The organism is Micromonospora sp. NBRC 110009, from assembly GCF_030518795.1.
Classification (GTDB): domain Bacteria; phylum Actinomycetota; class Actinomycetes; order Mycobacteriales; family Micromonosporaceae; genus Micromonospora.
On record NZ_CP130427.1, the window covers coordinates 5,950,020 to 5,969,926 of the forward strand.

Annotated in this window: 19 protein-coding genes; 8 read left to right on the forward strand and 11 right to left on the reverse strand. The window is 74.7% G+C overall.

Translation table 11 applies throughout. The features are described 5' to 3' along the window. Positions 1–12: 12 nt before the first annotated feature. Positions 13–348 carry a YnfA family protein gene (locus tag Q2K19_RS28165; protein WP_302765141.1) on the reverse strand — a complete coding sequence of 112 codons (336 nt, stop codon included), beginning with the start codon at positions 346–348 and terminating at the stop codon, positions 13–15. Positions 349–445: 97 nt separating this feature from the next. Next, entirely contained in the window at positions 446–625 is a 180-nt protein-coding gene (locus Q2K19_RS28170; RefSeq protein ID WP_302765142.1) for a CsbD family protein, read from the reverse strand. A gap of 173 nt (positions 626–798) precedes the next feature. Here Q2K19_RS28170 and Q2K19_RS28175 point away from each other — a divergent pair, with 173 nt between their 5' ends. Beyond that, positions 799–1,410: a histidine phosphatase family protein gene (locus Q2K19_RS28175; protein ID WP_302765143.1), complete on the forward strand. Its 612-nt coding sequence runs from the start codon at positions 799–801 to the stop codon at positions 1,408–1,410. Here Q2K19_RS28175 and Q2K19_RS28180 read toward each other — a convergent pair. The 3 genes from Q2K19_RS28180 to Q2K19_RS28190 all read right to left on the reverse strand — a co-directional run bounded on the left by Q2K19_RS28180 (position 1,340) and on the right by Q2K19_RS28190 (position 4,198). Beyond that, positions 1,340–1,846: an Lrp/AsnC family transcriptional regulator gene (locus Q2K19_RS28180; RefSeq protein ID WP_302765144.1), complete on the reverse strand. Its 507-nt coding sequence runs from the start codon at positions 1,844–1,846 to the stop codon at positions 1,340–1,342. The two genes, Q2K19_RS28175 and Q2K19_RS28180, sit on opposite strands and share 71 nt — an antisense overlap. Positions 1,847–1,949: 103 nt before the next feature. Then, entirely contained in the window at positions 1,950–3,092 is a 1,143-nt protein-coding gene (locus Q2K19_RS28185; RefSeq protein WP_302765145.1) for an acyl-CoA dehydrogenase family protein, read from the reverse strand. Further along, positions 3,089–4,198, reverse strand: a complete 1,110-nt coding sequence (locus tag Q2K19_RS28190; RefSeq protein ID WP_302765146.1) for a M24 family metallopeptidase — start codon at positions 4,196–4,198, stop codon at positions 3,089–3,091. Before Q2K19_RS28190 ends, Q2K19_RS28185 begins: the two co-directional genes overlap by 4 nt. 154 nt (positions 4,199–4,352) lie before the next feature. On the opposite strand from Q2K19_RS28190, the gene Q2K19_RS28195 reads away from it, so the two are divergent. Next, a complete protein-coding gene (locus Q2K19_RS28195; RefSeq protein ID WP_302765147.1) occupies positions 4,353–4,712 on the forward strand; it encodes a putative quinol monooxygenase in 360 nt (119 codons plus the stop codon). Further along, complete coding sequence (locus Q2K19_RS28200) at positions 4,702–5,310, forward strand: YdeI/OmpD-associated family protein (protein WP_302765148.1); 609 nt, start codon at positions 4,702–4,704, stop codon at positions 5,308–5,310. The genes Q2K19_RS28195 and Q2K19_RS28200 overlap by 11 nt, the downstream gene beginning before the upstream one ends. 45 nt (positions 5,311–5,355) lie before the next feature. Here the strand turns inward: Q2K19_RS28200 and Q2K19_RS28205 are convergent, their stop codons facing one another. After that, positions 5,356–6,195, reverse strand: a complete 840-nt coding sequence (locus Q2K19_RS28205) for a siderophore-interacting protein (RefSeq protein ID WP_302765149.1) — start codon at positions 6,193–6,195, stop codon at positions 5,356–5,358. Continuing rightward, positions 6,192–7,223: an ABC transporter substrate-binding protein gene (locus Q2K19_RS28210; RefSeq protein WP_302772802.1), complete on the reverse strand. Its 1,032-nt coding sequence runs from the start codon at positions 7,221–7,223 to the stop codon at positions 6,192–6,194. Before Q2K19_RS28210 ends, Q2K19_RS28205 begins: the two co-directional genes overlap by 4 nt. 141 nt (positions 7,224–7,364) lie before the next feature. Between Q2K19_RS28210 and Q2K19_RS28215 the strand changes: the two genes are divergently transcribed. Genes Q2K19_RS28215 through Q2K19_RS28225 form a run of 3 tightly spaced genes read left to right on the forward strand, consistent with a single transcriptional unit; the run spans position 7,365 to position 10,230 of the window. Next, positions 7,365–8,363, forward strand: a complete 999-nt coding sequence (locus Q2K19_RS28215) for a FecCD family ABC transporter permease (RefSeq protein WP_302772804.1) — start codon at positions 7,365–7,367, stop codon at positions 8,361–8,363. After that, on the forward strand, positions 8,363–9,388 hold the full coding sequence (locus Q2K19_RS28220) for a FecCD family ABC transporter permease (protein WP_302772806.1): 1,026 nt from the start codon (positions 8,363–8,365) through the stop codon (positions 9,386–9,388). Before Q2K19_RS28215 ends, Q2K19_RS28220 begins: the two co-directional genes overlap by 1 nt. Before the next feature lie 29 nt (positions 9,389–9,417). After that, positions 9,418–10,230, forward strand: a complete 813-nt coding sequence (locus tag Q2K19_RS28225) for an ABC transporter ATP-binding protein (protein WP_302765150.1) — start codon at positions 9,418–9,420, stop codon at positions 10,228–10,230. A 10-nt stretch (positions 10,231–10,240) separates the two neighbouring features. Here Q2K19_RS28225 and Q2K19_RS28230 read toward each other — a convergent pair whose 3' ends face one another. Both Q2K19_RS28230 and Q2K19_RS28235 read right to left on the reverse strand, forming a co-directional pair. Further along, complete coding sequence (locus Q2K19_RS28230) at positions 10,241–12,178, reverse strand: potassium transporter Kup (protein ID WP_302765151.1); 1,938 nt, start codon at positions 12,176–12,178, stop codon at positions 10,241–10,243. A 153-nt stretch (positions 12,179–12,331) separates the two neighbouring features. Continuing rightward, positions 12,332–13,597, reverse strand: coding sequence for a L,D-transpeptidase (locus Q2K19_RS28235; RefSeq protein ID WP_302765152.1), 1,266 nt, complete (start codon positions 13,595–13,597; stop codon positions 12,332–12,334). A 465-nt stretch (positions 13,598–14,062) separates the two neighbouring features. Here Q2K19_RS28235 and Q2K19_RS28240 point away from each other — a divergent pair, with 465 nt between their 5' ends. After that, complete coding sequence (locus Q2K19_RS28240) at positions 14,063–15,313, forward strand: D-alanyl-D-alanine carboxypeptidase family protein (RefSeq protein ID WP_302765153.1); 1,251 nt, start codon at positions 14,063–14,065, stop codon at positions 15,311–15,313. 123 nt (positions 15,314–15,436) lie between these two features. On the opposite strand, the gene Q2K19_RS28245 is transcribed toward Q2K19_RS28240, so the two are convergent. Continuing rightward, positions 15,437–16,495 carry a S8 family serine peptidase gene (locus Q2K19_RS28245; RefSeq protein ID WP_302765154.1) on the reverse strand — a complete coding sequence of 353 codons (1,059 nt, stop codon included), beginning with the start codon at positions 16,493–16,495 and terminating at the stop codon, positions 15,437–15,439. A gap of 64 nt (positions 16,496–16,559) precedes the next feature. Then, positions 16,560–18,890: a hypothetical protein gene (locus Q2K19_RS28250; protein WP_302765155.1), complete on the reverse strand. Its 2,331-nt coding sequence runs from the start codon at positions 18,888–18,890 to the stop codon at positions 16,560–16,562. Positions 18,891–19,036: 146 nt separating this feature from the next. Here Q2K19_RS28250 and Q2K19_RS28255 point away from each other — a divergent pair, with 146 nt between their 5' ends. Beyond that, complete coding sequence (locus Q2K19_RS28255) at positions 19,037–19,813, forward strand: FkbM family methyltransferase (RefSeq protein ID WP_302772808.1); 777 nt, start codon at positions 19,037–19,039, stop codon at positions 19,811–19,813. Positions 19,814–19,907 lie beyond the last annotated feature (94 nt).

Below are 19,907 nucleotides of genomic sequence, written 5' to 3' on the forward strand. Positions count from 1 at the left end.
GGCGACGCGCGTTCACGTCCCCCGCGGCGCGTACATGATGAGCGCGACGCCGAGCAGGCAGATCGCCGCGCCCAGCACGTCCCAGCGGTCCGGGCGGAACCCGTCCACCAGCACCCCCCACGCCAGCGACCCGGCCACGAAGACACCCCCGTACGCGGCCAGGATCCGGCCGAAGTGCGGATCCGGCTGGAAGGTCGCCACGAACCCGTACGCCCCCAGGGCCAGCACGCCGGCCGCGACCCACCACAACCCCCGGTGCTCCCGCCAGCCCTGCCAGACCAGCCACGCTCCCCCGATCTCCGCCAGCGCGGCCAGCACGAACAGCACCAGGGAACGCAGCACGATCACCCCGCGACCCTACCCAGCCCGCGACCCCGCGAACGGGACCGGACACCGGAGGCAAACGGTGGCGGGCTCCCGGAATCCCGGGAGCCCGCCGAACGGGTCACTTCTCGAAGGCCTTGTTGACGTTCCGACCGGCCTCCTTCTGCCGGGCTCTCGCCATGTTCTGCTCACTGGCGCCTTCGGCCCGCAACCGCTCGTTGTCGGTGACATCGCCGATCCGCTCCTTGGCGACGCCGCTCAGCTCCTGGGCCTTGCTCTTCGCCTTGTCGGTGAAGCTCATGGGACTCCCCTCCGCTGCCGGGGTGCGCCGGGCCGGACGGCCCGCTGCACCTCTCGCGTCCCCGTCGGCCGCCTGTCGAAACGCCTGCTCGACCGGTGACCGGCTGCACCACCGCTATGGCGTCCTAGGACACTAGGTGAACGGCGGAGCGGCGCGACTGGTTAACTGGACGAATGGGAGAGATCCTGCTGATCCGCCACGGGGAGACCACGTGGAGCGCCAGCCACCGGCACACCTCGTACACCGACCTGGAGCTGACCCCCGACGGCGAGCGGCAGGCCCGCGCGCTCGGCGTGCTGCTCGCCGGCCGGCGCTTCGTCCGCGTCCTGTCCAGTCCCCGGCAGCGGGCGGTGTGCACCGCGCACCTCGCCGGTCTCGACGTCGACGCCACCGATCCGGACCTGGCCGAGTGGAACTACGGCGAGTACGAGGGACGCACCACCGCCGACGTCCACGAGGAGAACCCGCACTGGAACCTGTGGACCGACGGCTGCCCCGGCGGGGAGTCACCGGCGCAGATCGGCGAACGCCTCGACCGGGTGATCGCCCGGGTCACTCCCCTGCTCGACCAGGGCACCGTCGCCCTGGTCGCCCACGGGCACAGCCTGCGAGTGCTCGGCGCCCGCTGGATCGGCCTGCCGCCGTCCGCCGGCGCGCTGCTGCGGCTGGACACCGCCACCGCGAGCGTGCTCGGTCACGAGCACGGCCGGCGGGTCATCCTGCGCTGGAACCAGCCGGCTCCGCCGCCGCCCGGGACCGCCCCCGACCAGGCAGCTCGCCATTGATCCGCGGCGACCGGTTCTCGTAGGGCGTGGAGAGCACCACCGTGGTGCGGGTGGTGACGTTGGCGGCGGTGCGGATCTCCTGCAGCAGCCGCTCCAGGTCGGCCGGGCCGGCCACCCGCACGAGCAGCAGGTAGAAGTCCTCCCCTGCCACCGAGTAGCACGAGTCGATCTCGGGCAGGTGGGCCAGCCGCTCCGGCGCGTCGTCCGGCTGGGACGGATCGAACGGCCGGATCGCCACGAACGCGGTCAGCGGCAGGTCCAGCGCCTCGAACGAGACGCGCGCGGCGTACCCCTTGATGACGCCGCGCTGCTCCAGCCGGCGGACCCGCTGGTGCACGGCGGACACCGACAGGCCGACCCGCTCGGCCAGGTCGGTGTACGACAGCCGGCCGTCCTCGGTCAGCGCGGCGACGATGGCACGGTCGATCTCCTCCACGCGGTGCAACCTACCGGAGATAACGCTCCCATGCCGCACCCGGCCCGCGGGCGTCACGCTCGGCCGGCGGGCCGGTCGCGCACCGCGCCCGGGCGCCGTCGGTTCAGTCCTTGGCGAGGGCCCGCGAGATGACCAGCCGCTGGATCTGGTTGGTGCCCTCGACGATCTGCAGCACCTTCGCCTCCCGCATGTACCGCTCCACCGGGTGGTCGGCGACGTAGCCGGCGCCGCCGAGCACCTGCACCGCGTCGGTGGTCACCCGCATCGCCATGTCGGTGGCGAAGAGCTTCGCCTTCGCCGCCTCGAGCGAGTACGGCCGGCCGGCGTCGCGCAGCCGGGCGGCGGCCAGCATGAGCGCGCGGGCCGCGGAGATCTGGGTGGCGTGGTCGGCGAGCATGAAGCCGAGGCCCTGGAAGTCGATGATCGGCTGGCCGAACTGCTGCCGCTCCTTGGCGTAGCCGACCGCGTAGTCGAGGGCGGCCTGGGCGAGGCCCACCGCGCACGCGGCGATGCCCAGCCGGCCGGAGTCCAGGGCGGACAGGGCGATGGTGAAGCCCATCCCCTCGCCGCCGATCAGCCGCTCGGCCGGCACCCGGACGTCGTCGAAGGCGATCTGGGCGACCGGGGAGGCGTGCAGGCCCATGGTCCGCTCGGCGGCCTGCGGGTGGATGCCCGGGGTGTTCCGGTCCGCCAGGAGGCAGGAGATGCCCTTCGGGCCGGGGCCGCCGGTGCGGCAGAAGATGTTGTAGAAGTCGGCGACCCGGGCGTGGGTGATCCACGCCTTGGTGCCGGAGACCACGTAGTCGTCGCCGTCGCGGACCGCCCTGGTGGTCAGCGCCGCGGCGTCGGAACCGCCCTGCGGCTCGGAGAGGCAGTACGCCCCGAGCAGTTCCCCGCCGATCATGTCGGGCAGCAGCTTGCGCTGCTCGTCGGTGCCGAACTGGGCGAGCGGGTAGCAGGAGAGCGTGTGCACGCTGACCGCCTCGGCGACGGCGAGCCAGCGGCTGGCGAGGATCTCCAGCACCTGCAGGTAGACCTCGTACGGCTGGGCGGCGCCGCCGTGCTCCTCGGCGTAGGGCAGGCCGAGCAGGCCGGCTCGGCCCAGGGTGCGCAGCACCTCGCGGGGGAACTCAGCGCGCTCCTCGAAGCCGGCGGCCTTGGGGGCGAGCTCGCGGTCGGCGAGCTCGGTGGCGAGGTCCAGCAGGTCGTGGGCCTCGTCGGTGGGGAGGATCCGGTCGACGTTCATAGCGCGATGAGCTCCGTGGGGGTGGTGTTGAGCCGTTGCCCGCCGTCCGTCGTGCAGACGACGATGTCCTCGATCCGGGCGCCGTGCCGCCCGGCGAGGTAGATCCCGGGTTCGACCGAGAAGGCCATGCCGGCCTCCAGGGGTCGCGGGTTGCCGGCCACGACGTACGGCTCCTCGTGGGTGTCGAGGCCGATGCCGTGACCGGTGCGGTGCAGGAAGGCGTCGCCGTAGCCGGCGGCGCTGATGACGTCCCGGGCGGCCGCGTCGACCGCCTCGGCGGTGACGCCGGGGCGGACCGCCGCCACCGCGGCGCGCTGCGCCGCGTGGAGCACCGCGTAGTAGTCGGTGAACTCGGCCGGGGCGGGGCCGCCGACGACGTAGGTGCGGGTGCAGTCGGAGCGGTAGCCGGAGGGCATGGTGCCGCCGATGTCGACCACCACCGGCTCCCCGGCCCGGATCGGCCGGTCGGCGGTGCCGTGGTGCGGGCTGGCCCCGTTCGGGCCGGCGGCGACGATGACGAAGTCGACGCTGACGTGGCCGGAGGCTCGGATGGCGGCGGCGATGTCGGCGGCCACCTCGACCTCGGTCCGGCCGGGGCGCAGCCACTCCCCCATCCGGGTGTGCACCGCGTCGATCGCGGCGCCGGCCTCGGCGAGGGCGGCCACCTCGGCCGGGGACTTGCGGATCCGTAGCTCGCGCAGCACCTCGGAGGCGAGGCACTGGGTGGCGTCGGGCAGGGTGGCGCGCAGGGCCAGGACCTGCGCGGCCCACATCCGGTCGGCCAGCCCGACGGCGGTCACCGGCCCGGGCAGCGCCGCGCGGACCAGCGGGTACGGGTCGGTGCCGTCGGCGTGGTCGACGAGACGGACACCGGTGGCCGGGGCGGCTTCCGCGGCGGGCCGCTCCAGGGTCGGCACGATCAGGGTGGGTTCGCCCTCGGCCGGGAGCACGAGGCAGGTCAGCCGCTCCCCCTCGTGCGCGTCGTAGCCGGTCAGGTAGCGCAGGTCGGATCCGGGGGTGAGCAGCAGCGCGTCGAGGCCGGCGGCGGCGGTGGCGCGCTGCCCGGCGGACAGCCGTTCGGCCGGGTAGAGCTGGTCGGTTCCCACCCCCCGAGCTTAACGGTCGTTTGGGCCGCGCGGGGAGTCGGCCGCCCCGCCGCCGGGCGCGACGTCAGCCGCTCCGGTCCCGGCGCGGGACCGCCCGCGGCCGGGACACCGCGTACGCTCGGTGCCGACCGGTGGCAGGAGGTGGAAGGTCACGATGGACACGGCAGCACGGACCGGCCGACTGATGACCATGCGCGCCCAGCCCGGCCGGGGCGCCGAACTCGCCGACACGCTGCTGCGGGTCGCCGAGGGGCTGCGCGGCTTCCCCGGCTGCGAGCTGTACGTGATCAGCCGCGACCACGCCGAGCCGGACACCGTCCGGGTGACCGAGGTGTGGTCCGACGAGGAGGCGGTGCAGGCGGCGCTCGCCGCGACCCCCGCCGATTCGTCCCGCCCGAGCATCTCCGACGTGCTGGCGATGCTGGCCGGGCCGCCCGAGCGGGTGGACGTCGTGCCCCTCGGCGGGGTCGGCCTGCCGGCCGGCACCGACCCGGTCGATCGCCGTGCCCGCTGAGCCGCCCGAGCTGGTCGTCGCCGACGGGCCCGCCTGGCGGGACTGGCTCGGCGCGCACCACACCGACCCGACCGGGGTGTGGCTGGTGCTCGCCAAGCGGGGCACCACCGTCCCCACCAGCCTCGGCTACGACGAGGCGCTGGAGGAGGCGCTCTGCCACGGGTGGATCGACGGCCAGGTGCGGCGCCGCGACGAGGCCACCTACCGGCAGCGGTTCACCCCGCGCCGGCAGCGCAGCCCCTGGTCGGCCCGGAACGTGGGCATCGTGGAGCGGTTGACGGCACAGGGGCGGATGCACCCGGCCGGCCTCGCGGAGGTGGACCGGGCCCGGGCCGACGGTCGCTGGGATGCCGCGTACGCCGGACAGTCCACCGCGGAACCCCCGGCCGAGCTGCTGGCCGCGCTGGCCGCCGAACCCCGGGCCCGGCAGATGTTCGACCTGCTCACCGCGCAGAACCGGTACGCGGTGATCTACCGGGTCAGCAGCGCGAAGCGGGCCGACACCCGCAGCCGGCGGATCGGCGAGTTCGTGGCGATGCTGGCCCGCGGCGAGACGATCTACCCGCAGCGACGCACCCTCGGCGACGCCAGGGACTGATGGCGCGGCCGCCCACCGAAGGGGGTGGCCGGCGATCGGGTGCCGTCAGGCGGTTTCGGCCTCGGCGCGGAGGTCCTCCTCGGACGCCCCCCGCCGCCAGTAGCCTGCGAAGGTGACCCGGGCCCGGTCCAGGCCGCGCTCGCCCACGAGGTGCCGGCGGGCGGCCCGCACCATGGCCGACTCCCCGGCGATCCAGGCGTACGGGCTGGCGCCGGGCAGCCGCGCCGCGCGCAGCGTGTCGGCCAGCAGGGCGCCGCCCGGTGCGGTGGCACCACGGACCAGCCAGGTCACCTCGGCGCGGGCGCCGGTGGCCAGCGGTTGGATGTCGCCGGCGGCGGGCACCTCGACGAAGGCCCGGGCCGGGGTGCCGGCGGGCAGCCAGTCGAGGATGCCGCCGACCGCGGGCAGCGCGGTCTCGTCGGCCACCAGCAGCACGGCGTCGGTGCCGGTGGGCGGCTGAAAGCGGACGCTGCGCTCGTCGGCCACGGCCGGGCCGAGCAGCAGCACCGGGTCGCCGGGGCGGGCCCGCCCGGCCCAGCGGGTGGCCGGGCCGGTGTCGCCGTGCCGGACGAAGTCGATGTCCACCTCGGCCCGCTCCGGGCGCTGGGCGCGGATGGTGTACGAGCGCATCACCGCCCGGACCTGCGGGTCGAGGGCGCGCCAGGCCGCGTACCAGTCCTCCCCCGCCTCGACCGGGACGACCGGGGCGGGCTGCCCGGGGTGGGGCAGGAAGAGGGAGACGCTCTGGTCCCGGCCGCCGCCGGCGAAGTCGGCGAGGTCGGCGCCGTGGAAGGTGACCCGGACCAGGGAGGCGCCGACCCGGCGGGTGGCGGCCACCCGGGCGGCGTGGAACCGGTACCGCAGGGCGACGGCCGCCGTGGTCACGTGGTGACCTTCTTCGCGCCCCGGATGGCGGTCGCCAGGTTCTCCAGCAGCGGGGCCGCGCCCCCGTACGAGAAGCGGGGCGCCGCGTCCCACGGGGTGACCTGGCCGGCCCGGACCGCGGGCAGTTGCGTCCAGGTGGGCTTCGCGGCGAGGTCCTTGGGTTGCAGCGCGGTGGGGCGGTTGTCGAGCAGGATCAGGTCGGCCGGGAACGTGCCGGCATTCTCCCAGCTCAGCGCTTCGAAGTAGTCGCCCTGTTCGAGCTTGGTGGGCAGCACCAGGTCGACGCCGAGTTCGGCGAAGTACATCAGGTCGGTGCTGACCTTCGGGTTGGAGACGTAGAACAGGTCGGGGCTGCCGGAGGCGGCCATCACCCGGATCCCCGGATTCGCCTGCACCGCCTGGCGCACGGCGTCGGCGGCGGCGGTGAAGCGGGCCTTCGCCTCGGTGACCTTCGGCGCGGACAGGTCGGCGCCGAGGGACGCGGCGAGCTGGGCGTACCGCTCGATTGGGCGGGTCATCGGCACCCGGGCGGTGGTCACCGCGACGCTCGGCGCGAGCGGGAGGATCTTCGCCTTGCTCTCGTCCGGGACGTACCAAAGGGCGCCGGGGTCGTACATGTGGGTGACGAGCAGGTCGGGGCGGAGCGCCGCGTACCGCTCCAGGTTGAACTCGCCCCAGGCGTTGCCGATGATCTCGACCCGCCCGATGTCGAGGTCGCCGGCCTGCGGCTCCGGGCTGCCGTCGGACTTCTTCGTCTCGCCGAAGACGCCGACGATCTGGGTGTCGAGTCCGAAGTCGACCAGGGCGGCGGCCACCCCGGTGAAGGCGACGACCCGGGACGGCCGGGCGGCGGCGTCGACCTGCTGCGGGCGGTCGTCGGTGAAGGACCAGGGTCCGCCGGTCGGCGCGGTGGCGGCGGTGCCGCCGTCCCGCCCGCAGCCGGCGAGGAGGGCGGCGAGGCCGGCGGCGCCACCGGCGGCGAGCAGGCCGCGGCGGGTGAGCCGGCGGCCGGACAGGGTGTCGGGCATGGCGATGTCTTTCGGGTACGGGTCGAGAATGACCATGGACAGCGAGGTTAGGTTAACCTAACCTAACTTCCTGTCAAGGCCCTTCCGTCATCGGAGCCCACCCTGTCCGTCATCGCCTCACCACGATCCGCCGCCCCCGCGCTGCCGTCGCCCGGCCGACGTCGGGCCCGGGCCGCCGGCCTGCTGCTCGGGCTGCTGCTGCTCGCCGCGGTGGCGGTGCTCAGCATCGCCGTCGGCGCGAAACCGCTCGCCCTCGCCGAGGTCTGGCACGGCCTCACCGACCCCGCCTCCCCCGACTACGCCGTCGTGCACCGGATGCGGCTGCCCCGCACGCTGCTCGGCCTCACCGCCGGCGCGGCCCTCGGCGTGGCGGGCGCCGCCATGCAGGTGCTCACCCGCAACCCGCTCGCCGACCCCGGCCTGCTCGGCATCAACGCGGGCGCCTCCGCCGCCGTGGCCACCGCCACCGTCCTGTTCGGCGTGACCGCCCTGGACCACCAGGTCTGGTACGCGCTGCTCGGCGCCGCCCTGGTCACCGTCGGGGTGCACGCGGTGGCCGGCGGGCGGCAGGCCACCCCCGCGCGGCTGGCCCTGGCCGGCGCGGCACTCAACGCGGCCCTCTACTCGTACGTCAGCGCGGTCATGCTGGTCGACACCACCTCGCTGGAGCGGCTGCGGTTCTGGACGGTCGGCTCGCTGGCCGGCGCGCGCACCGACACCGTGCCCGGCCTGCTGCCCTTCGTCCTGGCCGGCCTGGCGCTCGCCCTGCTCGTCACCCGCCCGCTGGGCGCCCTCGCGCTCGGCGACGACGCGGCCCGGGCGCTCGGCGCCCGGCCCGGCCTGGTCCGGGTCGCGGTCGTCGCGGCCGTCACCCTGCTCTGCGGGGCGGCCACCGCCGCGTGCGGGCCGATCGTCTTCGTCGGGCTGCTCGCTCCCCACCTGGTCCGCGCGTTCACCGGGCCCGACCCGCGCCGGCTGCTGCCGTGGTGCGCGGTCTTCGCGCCCGTGCTGCTGCTGACCGCCGACGTGGCCGGCCGGGTGCTCGGCCGGCCGGGGGAACTCCAGGTCGGCCTGGTCACCGCCGTGCTCGGCGGGCCGCTCTTCCTGCACCTGGTCCGGCGGGGACGGGTGGCCCCGTGATGATCGTGCTGCGCCTCCCCGGCGGGCTGTCGCTGCGCCTGCCCGCCCGCGCCCTCGCGGTCGGCCTCGCCGGCGCCCTGCTCGCCCTGGCCCTCGCCGTGCTCGCGGTCGGCGCCGGCGACTACCCGATCAGCCCCGGCGCGGTGCTGCGGGTGCTGGCCGGCGGCGGCAGCCCCGCGGACCGCTTCGTCGTCACCGAACTGCGCCTGCCCCGGCTCGCCACCGCCCTCGCCGTCGGCGCCGCGCTCGGCCTGGCCGGCGCGGTGTTCCAGTCGCTGACCCGCAACCCGCTCGGCAGCCCGGACGTCCTCGGCGTCACCTCGGGCGCGGCCACCGGCGCGCTGGTGGTGGTCGTGCTCGGCGGCGGCAGCGCCGCCCTGGCCGGGGCCGCGACGACCGGCGGGCTCGCCACCGGCGCGCTGCTGTTCGCCCTCGCCGGACGGGCCGGCGTGGGCGGCCAACGGCTGGTCCTGGTGGGCATCGGCGGCACCGCGATCCTCACCGGCGTCAACGGCTGGCTGCTCACCCGCGCCCCGCTGATGGACGCGGCCCGCGCCGCGCTCTGGCTCACCGGCAGCCTGGACGGGCGCGGCTGGGCGAACGCCACCCCGGTGCTCGCCGCGCTGGCGGTGCTGACGCCCGCCGTGCTGCTCGCCCGCGCACCGGCGCTGCGGCTGCTGGAGATGGGCGACGACGCCGCGGCGGCGCTCGGCGTTCCGGTCCGCCGGGTGCGGCTGGCCAGCCTCGGCACGGCGGTGCTGCTGGTCTCGCTCGCCGCGGCGGCCGCCGGGCCGGTGTCGTTCCTCGCGCTGACCGCGCCGCACCTGGCGCGCCGGCTGACCCGCGCCCCGGGACCGAACCTGCTGCCGGCGGCCGCGCTGGGCGCGGCGCTGCTGGTCGCCGCCGACCAGGTGGCCCAGCACGCGGTCGCCGGCCACCAGCTGCCGGTCGGGGTGGTCACCGGCGTGCTCGGCGGCGGCTACCTCGCCTGGCTGCTCGCCGGCGAACGCGGCGCCCGGCGATGACCGTCCCGTCCACGACAGGAGCACCTCCCATGGCACCCGACACCGCCCGGCTGGTCGGCGAGGCGTTGACCCTCGCGTACGACCGGCGCACCGTCGCCGAGGACCTCACGGTGGCCGTCCCGGACGGCTCGTTCACCGTGATCATCGGGCCGAACGCCTGCGGCAAGTCGACCCTGCTGCGGGCCCTGGCCCGGCTGCTGCGGCCCACCCGCGGCACGGTGCTGCTCGACGGCGCGGACATCCACCGCCGGCCGAGCCGCCAGGTCGCCCGTACGCTGGGGCTGCTGCCCCAGTCCGCCGTCGCCCCGGACGGCCTCATCGTCGCCGAGCTGGTCGCCCGCGGTCGCTACCCGCACCAGGGCCTGCTGCGGCAGTGGTCCCGCGAGGACGAGCGGGTGGTCGCCGAGGCGATGACCGACACCGGGGTGGCGGAGCTGGCCGACCGGCCGTTCGACGAGCTCTCCGGCGGGCAGCGGCAGCGGGTGTGGATCGCCATGGCCCTCGCCCAGCAGACCCCGCTGCTGCTGCTCGACGAACCGACCACCTACCTGGACATCGCCCACCAGGTGGAGGTGCTGGACCTCTGCGCCCGGCTGCACGAGGAGCAGGGCCGCACCCTCGCGGCGGTGCTGCACGACCTGCACCAGGCGGCCCGGTACGCCACCCACCTGGTGGCGATGCGCGACGGGCGGGTGGTCGCGTCGGGCGACCCGCGCCGGATCCTCACCGCCGAGCTGGTCGAGGAGGTGTTCCGCCTGCCCTGCCGGGTCGTCCCGGATCCGGAGACCGGAACTCCCCTGGTGGTCCCGACCGCCCGACGCCGGACCACCGTGCGCGGCTGAGCGGGCGGGCTCAGACGGGGACCTCGGCGCTGAGGACGATGGTGCGTTCCTCGGGCAGGCGCAGGAACTCGGCCTGACTGGCGGCGTTGTGGGCGAGGCCGATGAACAGCCGCTTGCGCCAGGTGGCCATGCCGGGGCGACGGGTGCACCGCAGGGTGATCCGCGAGACGAAGTAGGAGACCTCGTCGTGGGCCACCCCGGCGGCCAGGGGGTCGGTGGCGACGCGGCGCAGCACCTCGGGGAAGTCGGTGAGGTCCTGGAAGCCGAAGACGGCGGTGATGTGGATGATGCCGTCGTTCGGGTCGCCGAGGTCGTCGATGGTCAGCCGCTGATCCCACGGGATGTGCGGGACGTTCGCGGTCTGGCCGGAGATGATCACGATTCGCTCGTGCCGGATGTGGTTGTGCGCGACGTTGGCGCGCAGGGCCAGCGGAGTCGTCTCCTTGTTCGGATGGGGGAAGACGGCGGTGCCCGGCACCAACGGGATGTTCATGGCGTGCAGCTTGTCGATGAACTCCGCCAGCGGACCTTCCAGCTCGGTCCGTCGTGGCGTGACCAGCTCGGCCCCGCGCCGCCACGTCAGCAGGACGGTGAACACGACGATCGCGATGAGCAGGGTCAACCAGCCACCGTGGCTGACCTTGGCCAGGTTCGCGGTGAAGAAGACCAGCTCGAGGCTGCCGAAGACGACCCCGAACAGCACCACCCGCCGGGTGGACCAGTGCCACAGCGCCCGCGCGACGACCAGGAACAGGGTCGTGGTGATCAGGAAGGTGCCGGTGACCGCCACCCCGTAGGCGGCAGCGAGGTTCGTGGACGAGCCGAACGCGAACGTCACCAGCATGACGGCCGCGAACAGGCTCCAGTTCACCCCGGGCGCGTAGATCTGCCCGTACTCGCGGAGGGAGGTCTGCCGGATACGCAGGTGCGGCAGGAAGCCCAACCGCATGGCCTCCCGGGACACCGAGAACGCCCCGGAGATCACCGCCTGGGACGCGATCACGGTGGCCACGGTGGCCAGCACGACCATCGGTAGCCGCGCCCACTCCGGAACGAGAAGGAAGAACGGGTTATCCCGGCTCTCCGGTGCCCGGAGGATCAGCGCGCCCTGACCCAGGTAGTTGAGCGTCAACGCGGGAAACACGATCGCGAACCAGGCCCGGCGGATCGGGGCGCGGCCGAAGTGGCCCATGTCGGCGTAGAGCGCCTCGGCGCCGGTGATCGCCAGCACCACGGCGCCCATCGCGACGAACGCGATGACCGGGTGGTCCACGACGAACAGGACCGCGTACGTCGGTGACAGCCCGGCCAGGACGCTCGGGTGACGGAACACCTCGGCCGCGCCGACCACGCCCAAGCAGGCGAACCAGACCAGCATGATCGGCCCGAACACGGCACCGACCCGTCCGGTGCCCCAGCGCTGGATGACAAACAGCAGGGTGAGGATCACCGCCGAGACCGGCAGCACCACCACCGCCCACCCCGGGGAGGTGACCTCCAGACCCTCCACCGCCGACAGCACCGAGATCGCCGGGGTGATCACGCTGTCGCCGTAGAACAGGGCGGCGCCCAGCGCCCCGAGCGCCAACACGGTGCCGCCCCGCCGGGCGCCGGCCTCGCCCAGCGCCCGTCGGGCGAGTGCGGCCAGCGCCATCACCCCGCCCTCCCCGTCGTTGTCGGCCCGCAGGATGAAGCTGACGTATTTGATCGACACGATCAGCGTGATCGACCAGAAGACGAGCGAGATCACGCCGAACACGTCCGGGGCGTCCGGGACCAGGCCGCGGTCGAGGGTGAAGACGGTCTTCAGCGCGTACAGCGGGCTGGTGCCGATGTCGCCGTACACCACACCCAACGCGCCCAGCAGCAACGCCAGGCCAGCCGCCCCGCCGGCCGCTGGCCCGCTGTCGACGGCCGCGGACCGCTCGTCGTTCGGTTGCTCCGACACCCCACAGGCATACCAGCCCGCGCGCCGCCACCCGCCCGGAAACCGGAACTGGGCGGGAGGCGGCGGCGATGGGCCGGCGCGCGGGGCGATGCTGGGCCAGGTCCGTTCGGGACCCACCACCGCCCGGCACACCGCCGGTCGAGGACTTCCGGATCAGCCCCCGGCGCCGGAGCGGGCGGGGGCGGGCGCCGAGCCGCCGGCCACCACGCCCGGATGCGGCGTGGCACCGACAGTGGGCTTCAGGCCGGCCGGTACGGGCAGCGCGCTGCCCTTGGCGAACTCGTCCCAGCTGACGTTCCAGGCGGTCCAGCCGTTGCCCGCGTCCAGCGTCACCTCGGTGCCCTTGACCGTCACCAGGTCACCGACGTGCGTGATCCCCATCAGCCAGTCGGCGTTGGTGGAGGACACGTTGGTGCAGCCGTGCGAGACGTTGGTGCTGCCCTGGTCCCCCTCCGACCACGGCGCGGCGTGGATGAACTCGCCACCGTTGGTGAGCCGCTGGGCGTCCTCGACGTCCACCACGTAGCCGCCCATCGGGTCGCCCCGGGTGTCGAACGTGGTGTAGTCGAACTTCTCCATGATCACCATGTTGCCGCTGGAGGTCGGCGTGCTCGGCTTGCCGAGGCTCACCGGGACCTTCCGCAACAGCTTGCCGCCCCGGTAGACGGACATCTGCTTGGTGGCGTTGTCGATGTCGAGCGAGACCTGCTGGCCGACCTTGGCGGTGGCGGAACGGTCGGCGTCGCCGATGGCGTCCTTGCCGATCGGCAGCCCCTCCAGGGCGCTCCGCACGCTGATCTTCGTGCCGGGCGTCCAGAAGTCGGGCGCCCGGTATTCGACCTGAGTGCCGTCGCCCAGCCAGGACCAGGTGCCCGGCTGCGGCGGATCCGTCCGCACGAACAACCGGCGCTGCACGTCCGCCCGGGCCGCCTTGGGAATGCCCGGGTCGAAGGTGACCACCACCGGCAGCGCCGTCCCGTACGTCTGGTCGCCGGTGACATTCAGGACGCTGGTGACCGCCGGCTTGCTCGACGTGGCCGTCGTGGTGAACGTCGTCCGCTGCGTGGTCGTCCGCCCGCCCGCACCGGTCGCCGTCACCTCCGCCGTGTACGTCCGCGAATTCCGCAACGGACGGGTCGGCACCCAGCTCGACCCGTCCTCCCGCGGCTCGGCCGGCACCTGGGTGCCCTTGTCGTCGGTCAACCGCACCGAGGTGACCTTCCCGCCCTTGACGACGGTCCCCACCTCGGCGCTGATCGGCACGTCCCGCGCCCGGTCGCCCGGCGTCACCGTCAGCTGCGGCGGGGCCGCCTTCGCCTGCCGGGCACCCGGCAGGTGGTCGGCCGTGCACCCGGCGAGGACCAACGGTGTGGCCGCGATGGTCACCGACAGCAGCCTCAATCGCCGCCTCAGCTCCATATTGCTCCCCCCGTTCGTGGCTTTTCCTCCGCCACATTCTCGCGGCGGCGGGGCCCATCGCGGCGCGATTTCTCCGGAGTCGTCGAAAACGGCCGACGGCAAGCAATTCCCGCGCTCTCCCCGTTGCCGGAAACGGGCCGGGAACCTCTGTTTCGCGGCCGTTCCGGCAGTAAGAGCGAGGCACTGCCCACCCATCCCGTCGCGGCCCGGCTGCCCGGCGTTTCCCCTTGTGGCACTGTCGACCCGGCCGCCGTCCACCCTCCCGCGGATCCGGATCAGGACCGGCCGGGCCGCTCTGCGCCGGTTCGCCGACAACGACCGGATCGCGGTACGACCCCATCGGGACGCAGCCCACGAAACGGCACAACGAGCGCGGCCCCTCCGCCCCGCGGAATTGCCGCCGTTCCGGGACCAATTTCGGCAACCGGCCCGGGCGCGCCCGGTCGGCGATTACGGTGCTTTCACGTGACCGTCATTCGCATTGCCGCCGTGGCGCTCAGCGCCGTTCTCACCACGCCCGCCGTGGCGGCCGGGTCGTCGACCGCGGCCGCCGTGCCGTACGTGCCGTGTCCGGCCGTGAAGCCGCCCGTGGCCCCGCCCGCCGCCCCGTCGCCGCCACCGGTCAGCCCCGCCGACCTGGCCGTCGGGGGCGCGGCGCTGGCGACGGCGGGACTGTCCATTCCCGCCGGCGCGCCGACGGCGCCCGCGGTGACCGCCACCTCGTGGCTGGTGGCCGACCTGGACAGTGGCGCGGTGCTGGGTGGGTGCGGCCCACACGAGCGTCGCACGCCGGCCAGCGTGCAGAAGATGCTGCTGGCCGCCGCCCTGATGCCCCGCCTCGACCCGACCCAGACCGTCGAGGTGACCCGGGCGGACCTGCACGACCTCGACCCGGCCAGCTCGGTGATGGGGGTGGCCGAGGGCGGCCGCTACTCGATCGAGAGCCTGTGGCTCGGGCTCCTCCTCAGGTCCGGAAACGACGCGGCCAACGTGCTGGCCCGCGTCGGCGGCGGCGCCGCCGGGCGGCAGGGCGGCGTGCGGGCGATGAACGACGAGGCGCACCGGCTGGGCGCGAACCAGACCCACGCGGCGACACCCTCCGGTCTGGACGGCCCCGGCCAGTACACCAGCGCGTACGACCTGGCGCTGATCGCACGCGCCACGTACGCCCGCCCGGACTTCCGGCGGTACATCGCCACCCGGGCGGCGGAGATACCGGCCGGGTCGGGCACGCCGGGCCTCTCCCTGACCCACGACAACACCCTGCTGGACCACTACCCCGGCACGCTGGGCGGCAAGACGGGCTTCACCGACCTGGCCCGACAGACGTACGTGGGGGTGGCTGAACGCAACGGCCGGCGGCTGGCCGTGACCCTGCTCGGCGCGGAGACCGCGCCGCTGGGCAGCCTGGGCGAGGCGGCGGCCCTGCTCGACTGGGGCTTCGCCCTCTCCCCCGACGCCTCCGTCGGCCGCCTGGTCACCCCCGACGAGAAGAAGCGGGACCGCCCGGTCGCCGCAGCCCCGGGCGAGCGCCACGGCCACGCCGCGGAGCCTTCCGCGGCACCGCTGCGGACCGCGCTCGGCGCCGGCGCCGCCGTCGTGCTGGCCGTCCTGCTCCTGGCGGCCCCCTGGCGGCGGCGGGCCGGGGCGCGCCCGGCCGACCACCCGATGCCGAGCCCGGAACCCACGGTCGACCGGACCCCGTCCGAACCGTAGGCGAACGGCGGCCGCCCGGCGGGTCACCGAGTCGATGACCAGGACGCCGCCGGGAAGACCTCGGCGCGGCCGTCCGACGGCCGGCGAGCCCGGCATCCGCACCGGGCCCGTCGGCCGTCCAGGTCAGACGCGCGGCGCGGCCACGGCGGCCTGGGCGTCGACGATGCCCCAGCCGTACAGCGGCGAGTAGACGCCGCGCAGACCGACGACGGGGGTGCGGGCGGTGGACATCAGCACCGCGTACACGTTGTCGAGGCTGCGTCCCTGGGCGACGAGCAGGGCGGCGACGCCCGACACGGCGGGGGTCGCCATCGACGTTCCGGCGTACGCGTCATAGTTTGCCTGCCCGCAGCCGGCGGAGCCGGTGCCCACGGGGACGCTGGACCACACGTCGTCGTCGCAGTTGACGAGGCCGGCGCCCCCGGGCGCGGCGACCGCCTTCAGGTCGGTCTTCACGCCCAGGTTGGAATACCAGGCCTTCACCTCGTTGCGGTCGGTGGCGGTGACGCAGAGCGCCCCCGCCTCCCAGGCCGGGGTGTCGCAGAGCGGGGCGGTCTCGTTGCCGGCGGCGGCGATGACGGCGACGCCCTTCGTCTGCGCGTAGGCGATCGCCGCGGTGACGTCGGCCTCCAGCCCGGTGAGGGTGAGGGCCTGCGAGCCCGGCTGCGCCCCGAGGCTGAGGTTGACCACCTTGGCGCCGTGGTCCGCCGCGTAGCGGATGCCGGCGGCGATGTCGGCGAAGCTGCCGCTGCCCGCCTCCAGCACCTTGATCGGCATGATCTTCGCGTCCGGGGCGACGCCCGCGACCCCGACGCCGTTGCCGGTGGCCGCCGCCGCGATGCCCGCGACGTGGGTGCCGTGCTCGTCGCCGGCGTCGGCGGTGCCGTCGGGGCCCCGCCAGTCGCCGTTGCCGCAGGAGGTCGGGCCGCAGTCGACGAAGGTGGCACCGGGCACGAGCTTGCCGCTCAGGTCCGGATGGCTGAGGTCGACGCCGGTGTCCACCACCGCGATCACCACACCGGCTCCGGTGCTGGTCGTCCAGGCCTGGTCGGCGTGGATCTGCCGCAGCCCCCACTGCTTGGCGGACAACGGGTCGTTGACGGCCGCCTGCGCGGGCGTGGCGGTGCCGGCCACGAGTGCCGTGGCCACGGCGGCGCCGGCGAGTAGTCGGTTGATCGACATGGGACCTCCTCAGATGCGGCAGGGTTCATCCGCATATCGGGGAGGACCGTCGATGTGCAACAGATCAGCGGCGGTGCAGTCGGGCGACGAGATCGGCCACCGCGCGCCGGTACTCCGCCTCGTTCGGGTCGAAGCCGTGGCCGCGAACCACCGGCGGCACGGTGTCCGCCGACGGGGTCAGCAGGCCGCACGGATCCCGCAGCCGCAGATCCACCCCGGCCGCCGGGTCGGCGCCCGTCGGACCGCCCATCGCCGCCGGGGCCGGTGCCGGTGCCGGTGCCGGGGAGAAGACCCAACCACCGACCGGGTCGGTGTCCCGCCACAGGTTCCGCCAGCGCCACCCCAGCCGGTCGCCGATGTCGCGCAGGGTCGCCGGACCCAGATACGCGGGGAAGACCATGCTGTAGAGGCGGCGCAACGGATTGGCACTGGTCAGCAGCGCGACCCGGTCGAGGCAGGCGGGCTCCAGTTGCAGCACCGCCGCGGCCACCAGCAGCGCGCCGTGGCTGTGCCCGGACAGCACCACGGCGCCGTGGTGACGGGTCAGGTACCGGACCCGGCGGGTCAGCTCCGGCACCACCCGTTCCGTGTAGCAGGGCGGAGCGAGCGGGTGGGTGGTGCGGGGCCAGAAGGTCGCCAGCTCCCACACCACCCCCACGATGCGGACCGCCTTCGACCGGTGCGACACGCCGGCGAACGCCATCGCGGCGGCGAAGAGCACCGTCAGGTTGGTGCCGAGATGGCTGAGGAACACCGCCGACCGGGCCAGCGACTCACCGCCGATGCGCAGGCCGAGGTCCCGCGGCCCGATGCTGGCGAGGGAGAGCCCGGCGGAGCCGAGGATCAGCACGAAGATCACGGCGTACGCGGCGGGCAGCGGCCAACTCCACTCGGTCAGCTTCGCCCGGGCGATGGCCTCGCGTACCGCGCGGACCCGGGGCTGCTGTTCCGCCGGAGCGTCGGGAAAGTCGCGGCGCAGGATCTCCATCGCCGCCCGGTGCCGTCGACCCAGCGTCAACCGGCCGCGCAGGACGGCGGCGAGACCGGTCGCCAGCAGCGCCACGAAGAAGCCCATCGCGGCCCATCGGTAGGCCACCGGCGGCAACAGCGGCGGCACGTTGCCGGGCAGCAGCCGGCGCGGGGTCGGATTGAGGTTCCGGTCGAGGTAGTACGAGGCCGCGTAGAGCACGGCGGACGAGTAGGCCACCCCGAGTCCGACGGCGAAGGCGGCGGCGACCGGGGCACCCAGCCCGTCCAGGTAGGCCGGGGTTCGCGTCCGGCCGCGCTGCCACAGGACCACCGCGGCGAGGAGCAGCATCAGGGCCGCCTGACTCACGTAGAGCGAGGCGACCAGCGAGTCGTAGCCGGGCAACTCGGTCGCCGGAGTCCACCGCGATCGGGGCAGGGCGGCGTACCCGACCGTCAGCGCGGTGAGCACCAGCATGACCCCGTGCACCGCCTGGACGGCCGCGCCGAGCAGGCGGTCCCGGGGGTGGCCGGGCCGGGCGGGGCGGCAGAGCAGCGCCGCCGCGGCCAGCAGGACGATGGCGGCCAGGCCGAGCAGGCCGTAGCCGGCGCTCCCATTGTCGTGCGGGGCGACCGCCCCCAGCAGGACGACATCGATGATGCCGAGCGCGACCGTCCCGTGCAACGCCCGCAGCCGGCGGAGAAGGGCCCGGTTGTCCCAGAAGTCGTGGTCGTCGAGGCGCAGCGCGCCACAGCCGCCCGGCACCTCGGTCGCCGCGGCGTCCTCGGGCAGCCGCCACGATCGCGCCCCGAGCCACCGGATGAGCGCCACGGCGGCGATCGGCACCAGGGCGGACAGCGCGATCCGCTGCCCGGGCTGCAGGCCGGCCAACCAGGAGATCGTCCGGCGCTCCGCGGCGCAGTGCTGGTAGCCGGCACACTGCCAGGCGACCAGGTCGACCGCCACGCCGACGACCGCCAGCACGTACATCGCGGTCAGCGTGGCGGCCAGCAGCCGGCAGATCGCCCGGGCGACCGCGACCGACCCGGCCGATGCCGGCGGCAGCATCCAGATGGCGATGTTGCTCAGCATGAACGGCAGCAGCAGCACCAGGGAGAGGATGCGGGTCGTCCGGCCGCCGGTCAGGTCGCCCCAGCCGTACGCCTCGATGAGCCCGCCCGGCCCTCTCGGCTCGCCGTGGCCCGCCGTCGGACGGTAGAAACCGGCGTTCCGGTCGCCGGCCACCCGGGTCACGATCGGCCGGTCGAGGATTCCCTCCGGGCTCGATCCGCCGACGCCCGGCACCCGCAACTCGGTCGTCTCCACCGGCACCCGCCGTCCCGTCGACTCGTGGCGGCGGCCGGATACCCGTTCCCTCCTGCCGCACGCCCGGCGGGGCCCGGCGTGCCCGCCGGTCGGCCAGGTCACCACCTCTCCGGCGTCCTAGGAGGCTGGGTTCCGCCGCCCGAAGGCGGATGGACGCGAACCAGGCTCGCGATCGTCCGGGCGCCACTAGCGTCGGAGCCGTGGGCGATCAGCACGGGGTGATCGAGGCGCTCAAGGCGGATCCGGCCATGTCGGGCCTGCGCCGCTCGCTGGAGACGTACTACGGCGACCCGGCCCGCGACGCCGCGATGGACGCCTTCTACGCCGACCTCGTCCACCCCGGCGACCTGGTCTTCGACGTCGGCGCGCACGTCGGGGACCGGCTCGGCAGCTTCCGCCGCCTCGGTGCCCGGGTGGTGGCCGTGGAGCCGCAGCCGCTGTGCGCCCGGGCCCTGCGCACGCTCTACGCCGAGGACCCGGAGGTGACCGTGGTCGAGGCGGCCTGCGGCCACCGCGCCGACCCCGTCCGGCTGCACCTCAACTCCGCCAACCCCACGATCGCCACGGTCTCCCCGGGGTTCATCGCGGCGGCGGCCGGGGCGGCCGGCTGGGCGCACGAGCGCTGGGACGCCCAGGTCGAGGTCGGCGGCACCACGATGGACGCGCTCATCGCCGCGCACGGGGTCCCCGACTTCGTGAAGATCGATGTGGAGGGCTTCGAGGACGCCGTGCTGGCCGGGCTGAGCCGCCCGCTGCCCGCGCTGTCGTTCGAGTTCACCACCATCGCCCGGGAGCTGGCCCTGCGCTGCCTGGACCGGCTCACCGGGCTCGGCTTCACCGGGTTCAACGTCGGGCTCGGCGACGAGATGGCGCTTGCCCTGCCGCGATGGCTGCCGGCGGCGCAGGTGGCCGCGTACCTGACCGCGCTGCCGCACGAGGCGAACTCGGGCGACGTGTACTGCACCTCCCGAGCGGTCCGCCGTCCCGCGGCGGCGCGCCGCGGTGGAGCGCCCCGAGCCGCCTGATCCGCGACGGCCGGCGGGCTGTCCGGCGCCCGTAACCGGCCCCCGCCGGTCACTTTTTTAAGGTTTTGAACTTAGCCATGTTTCGTTACCGGCC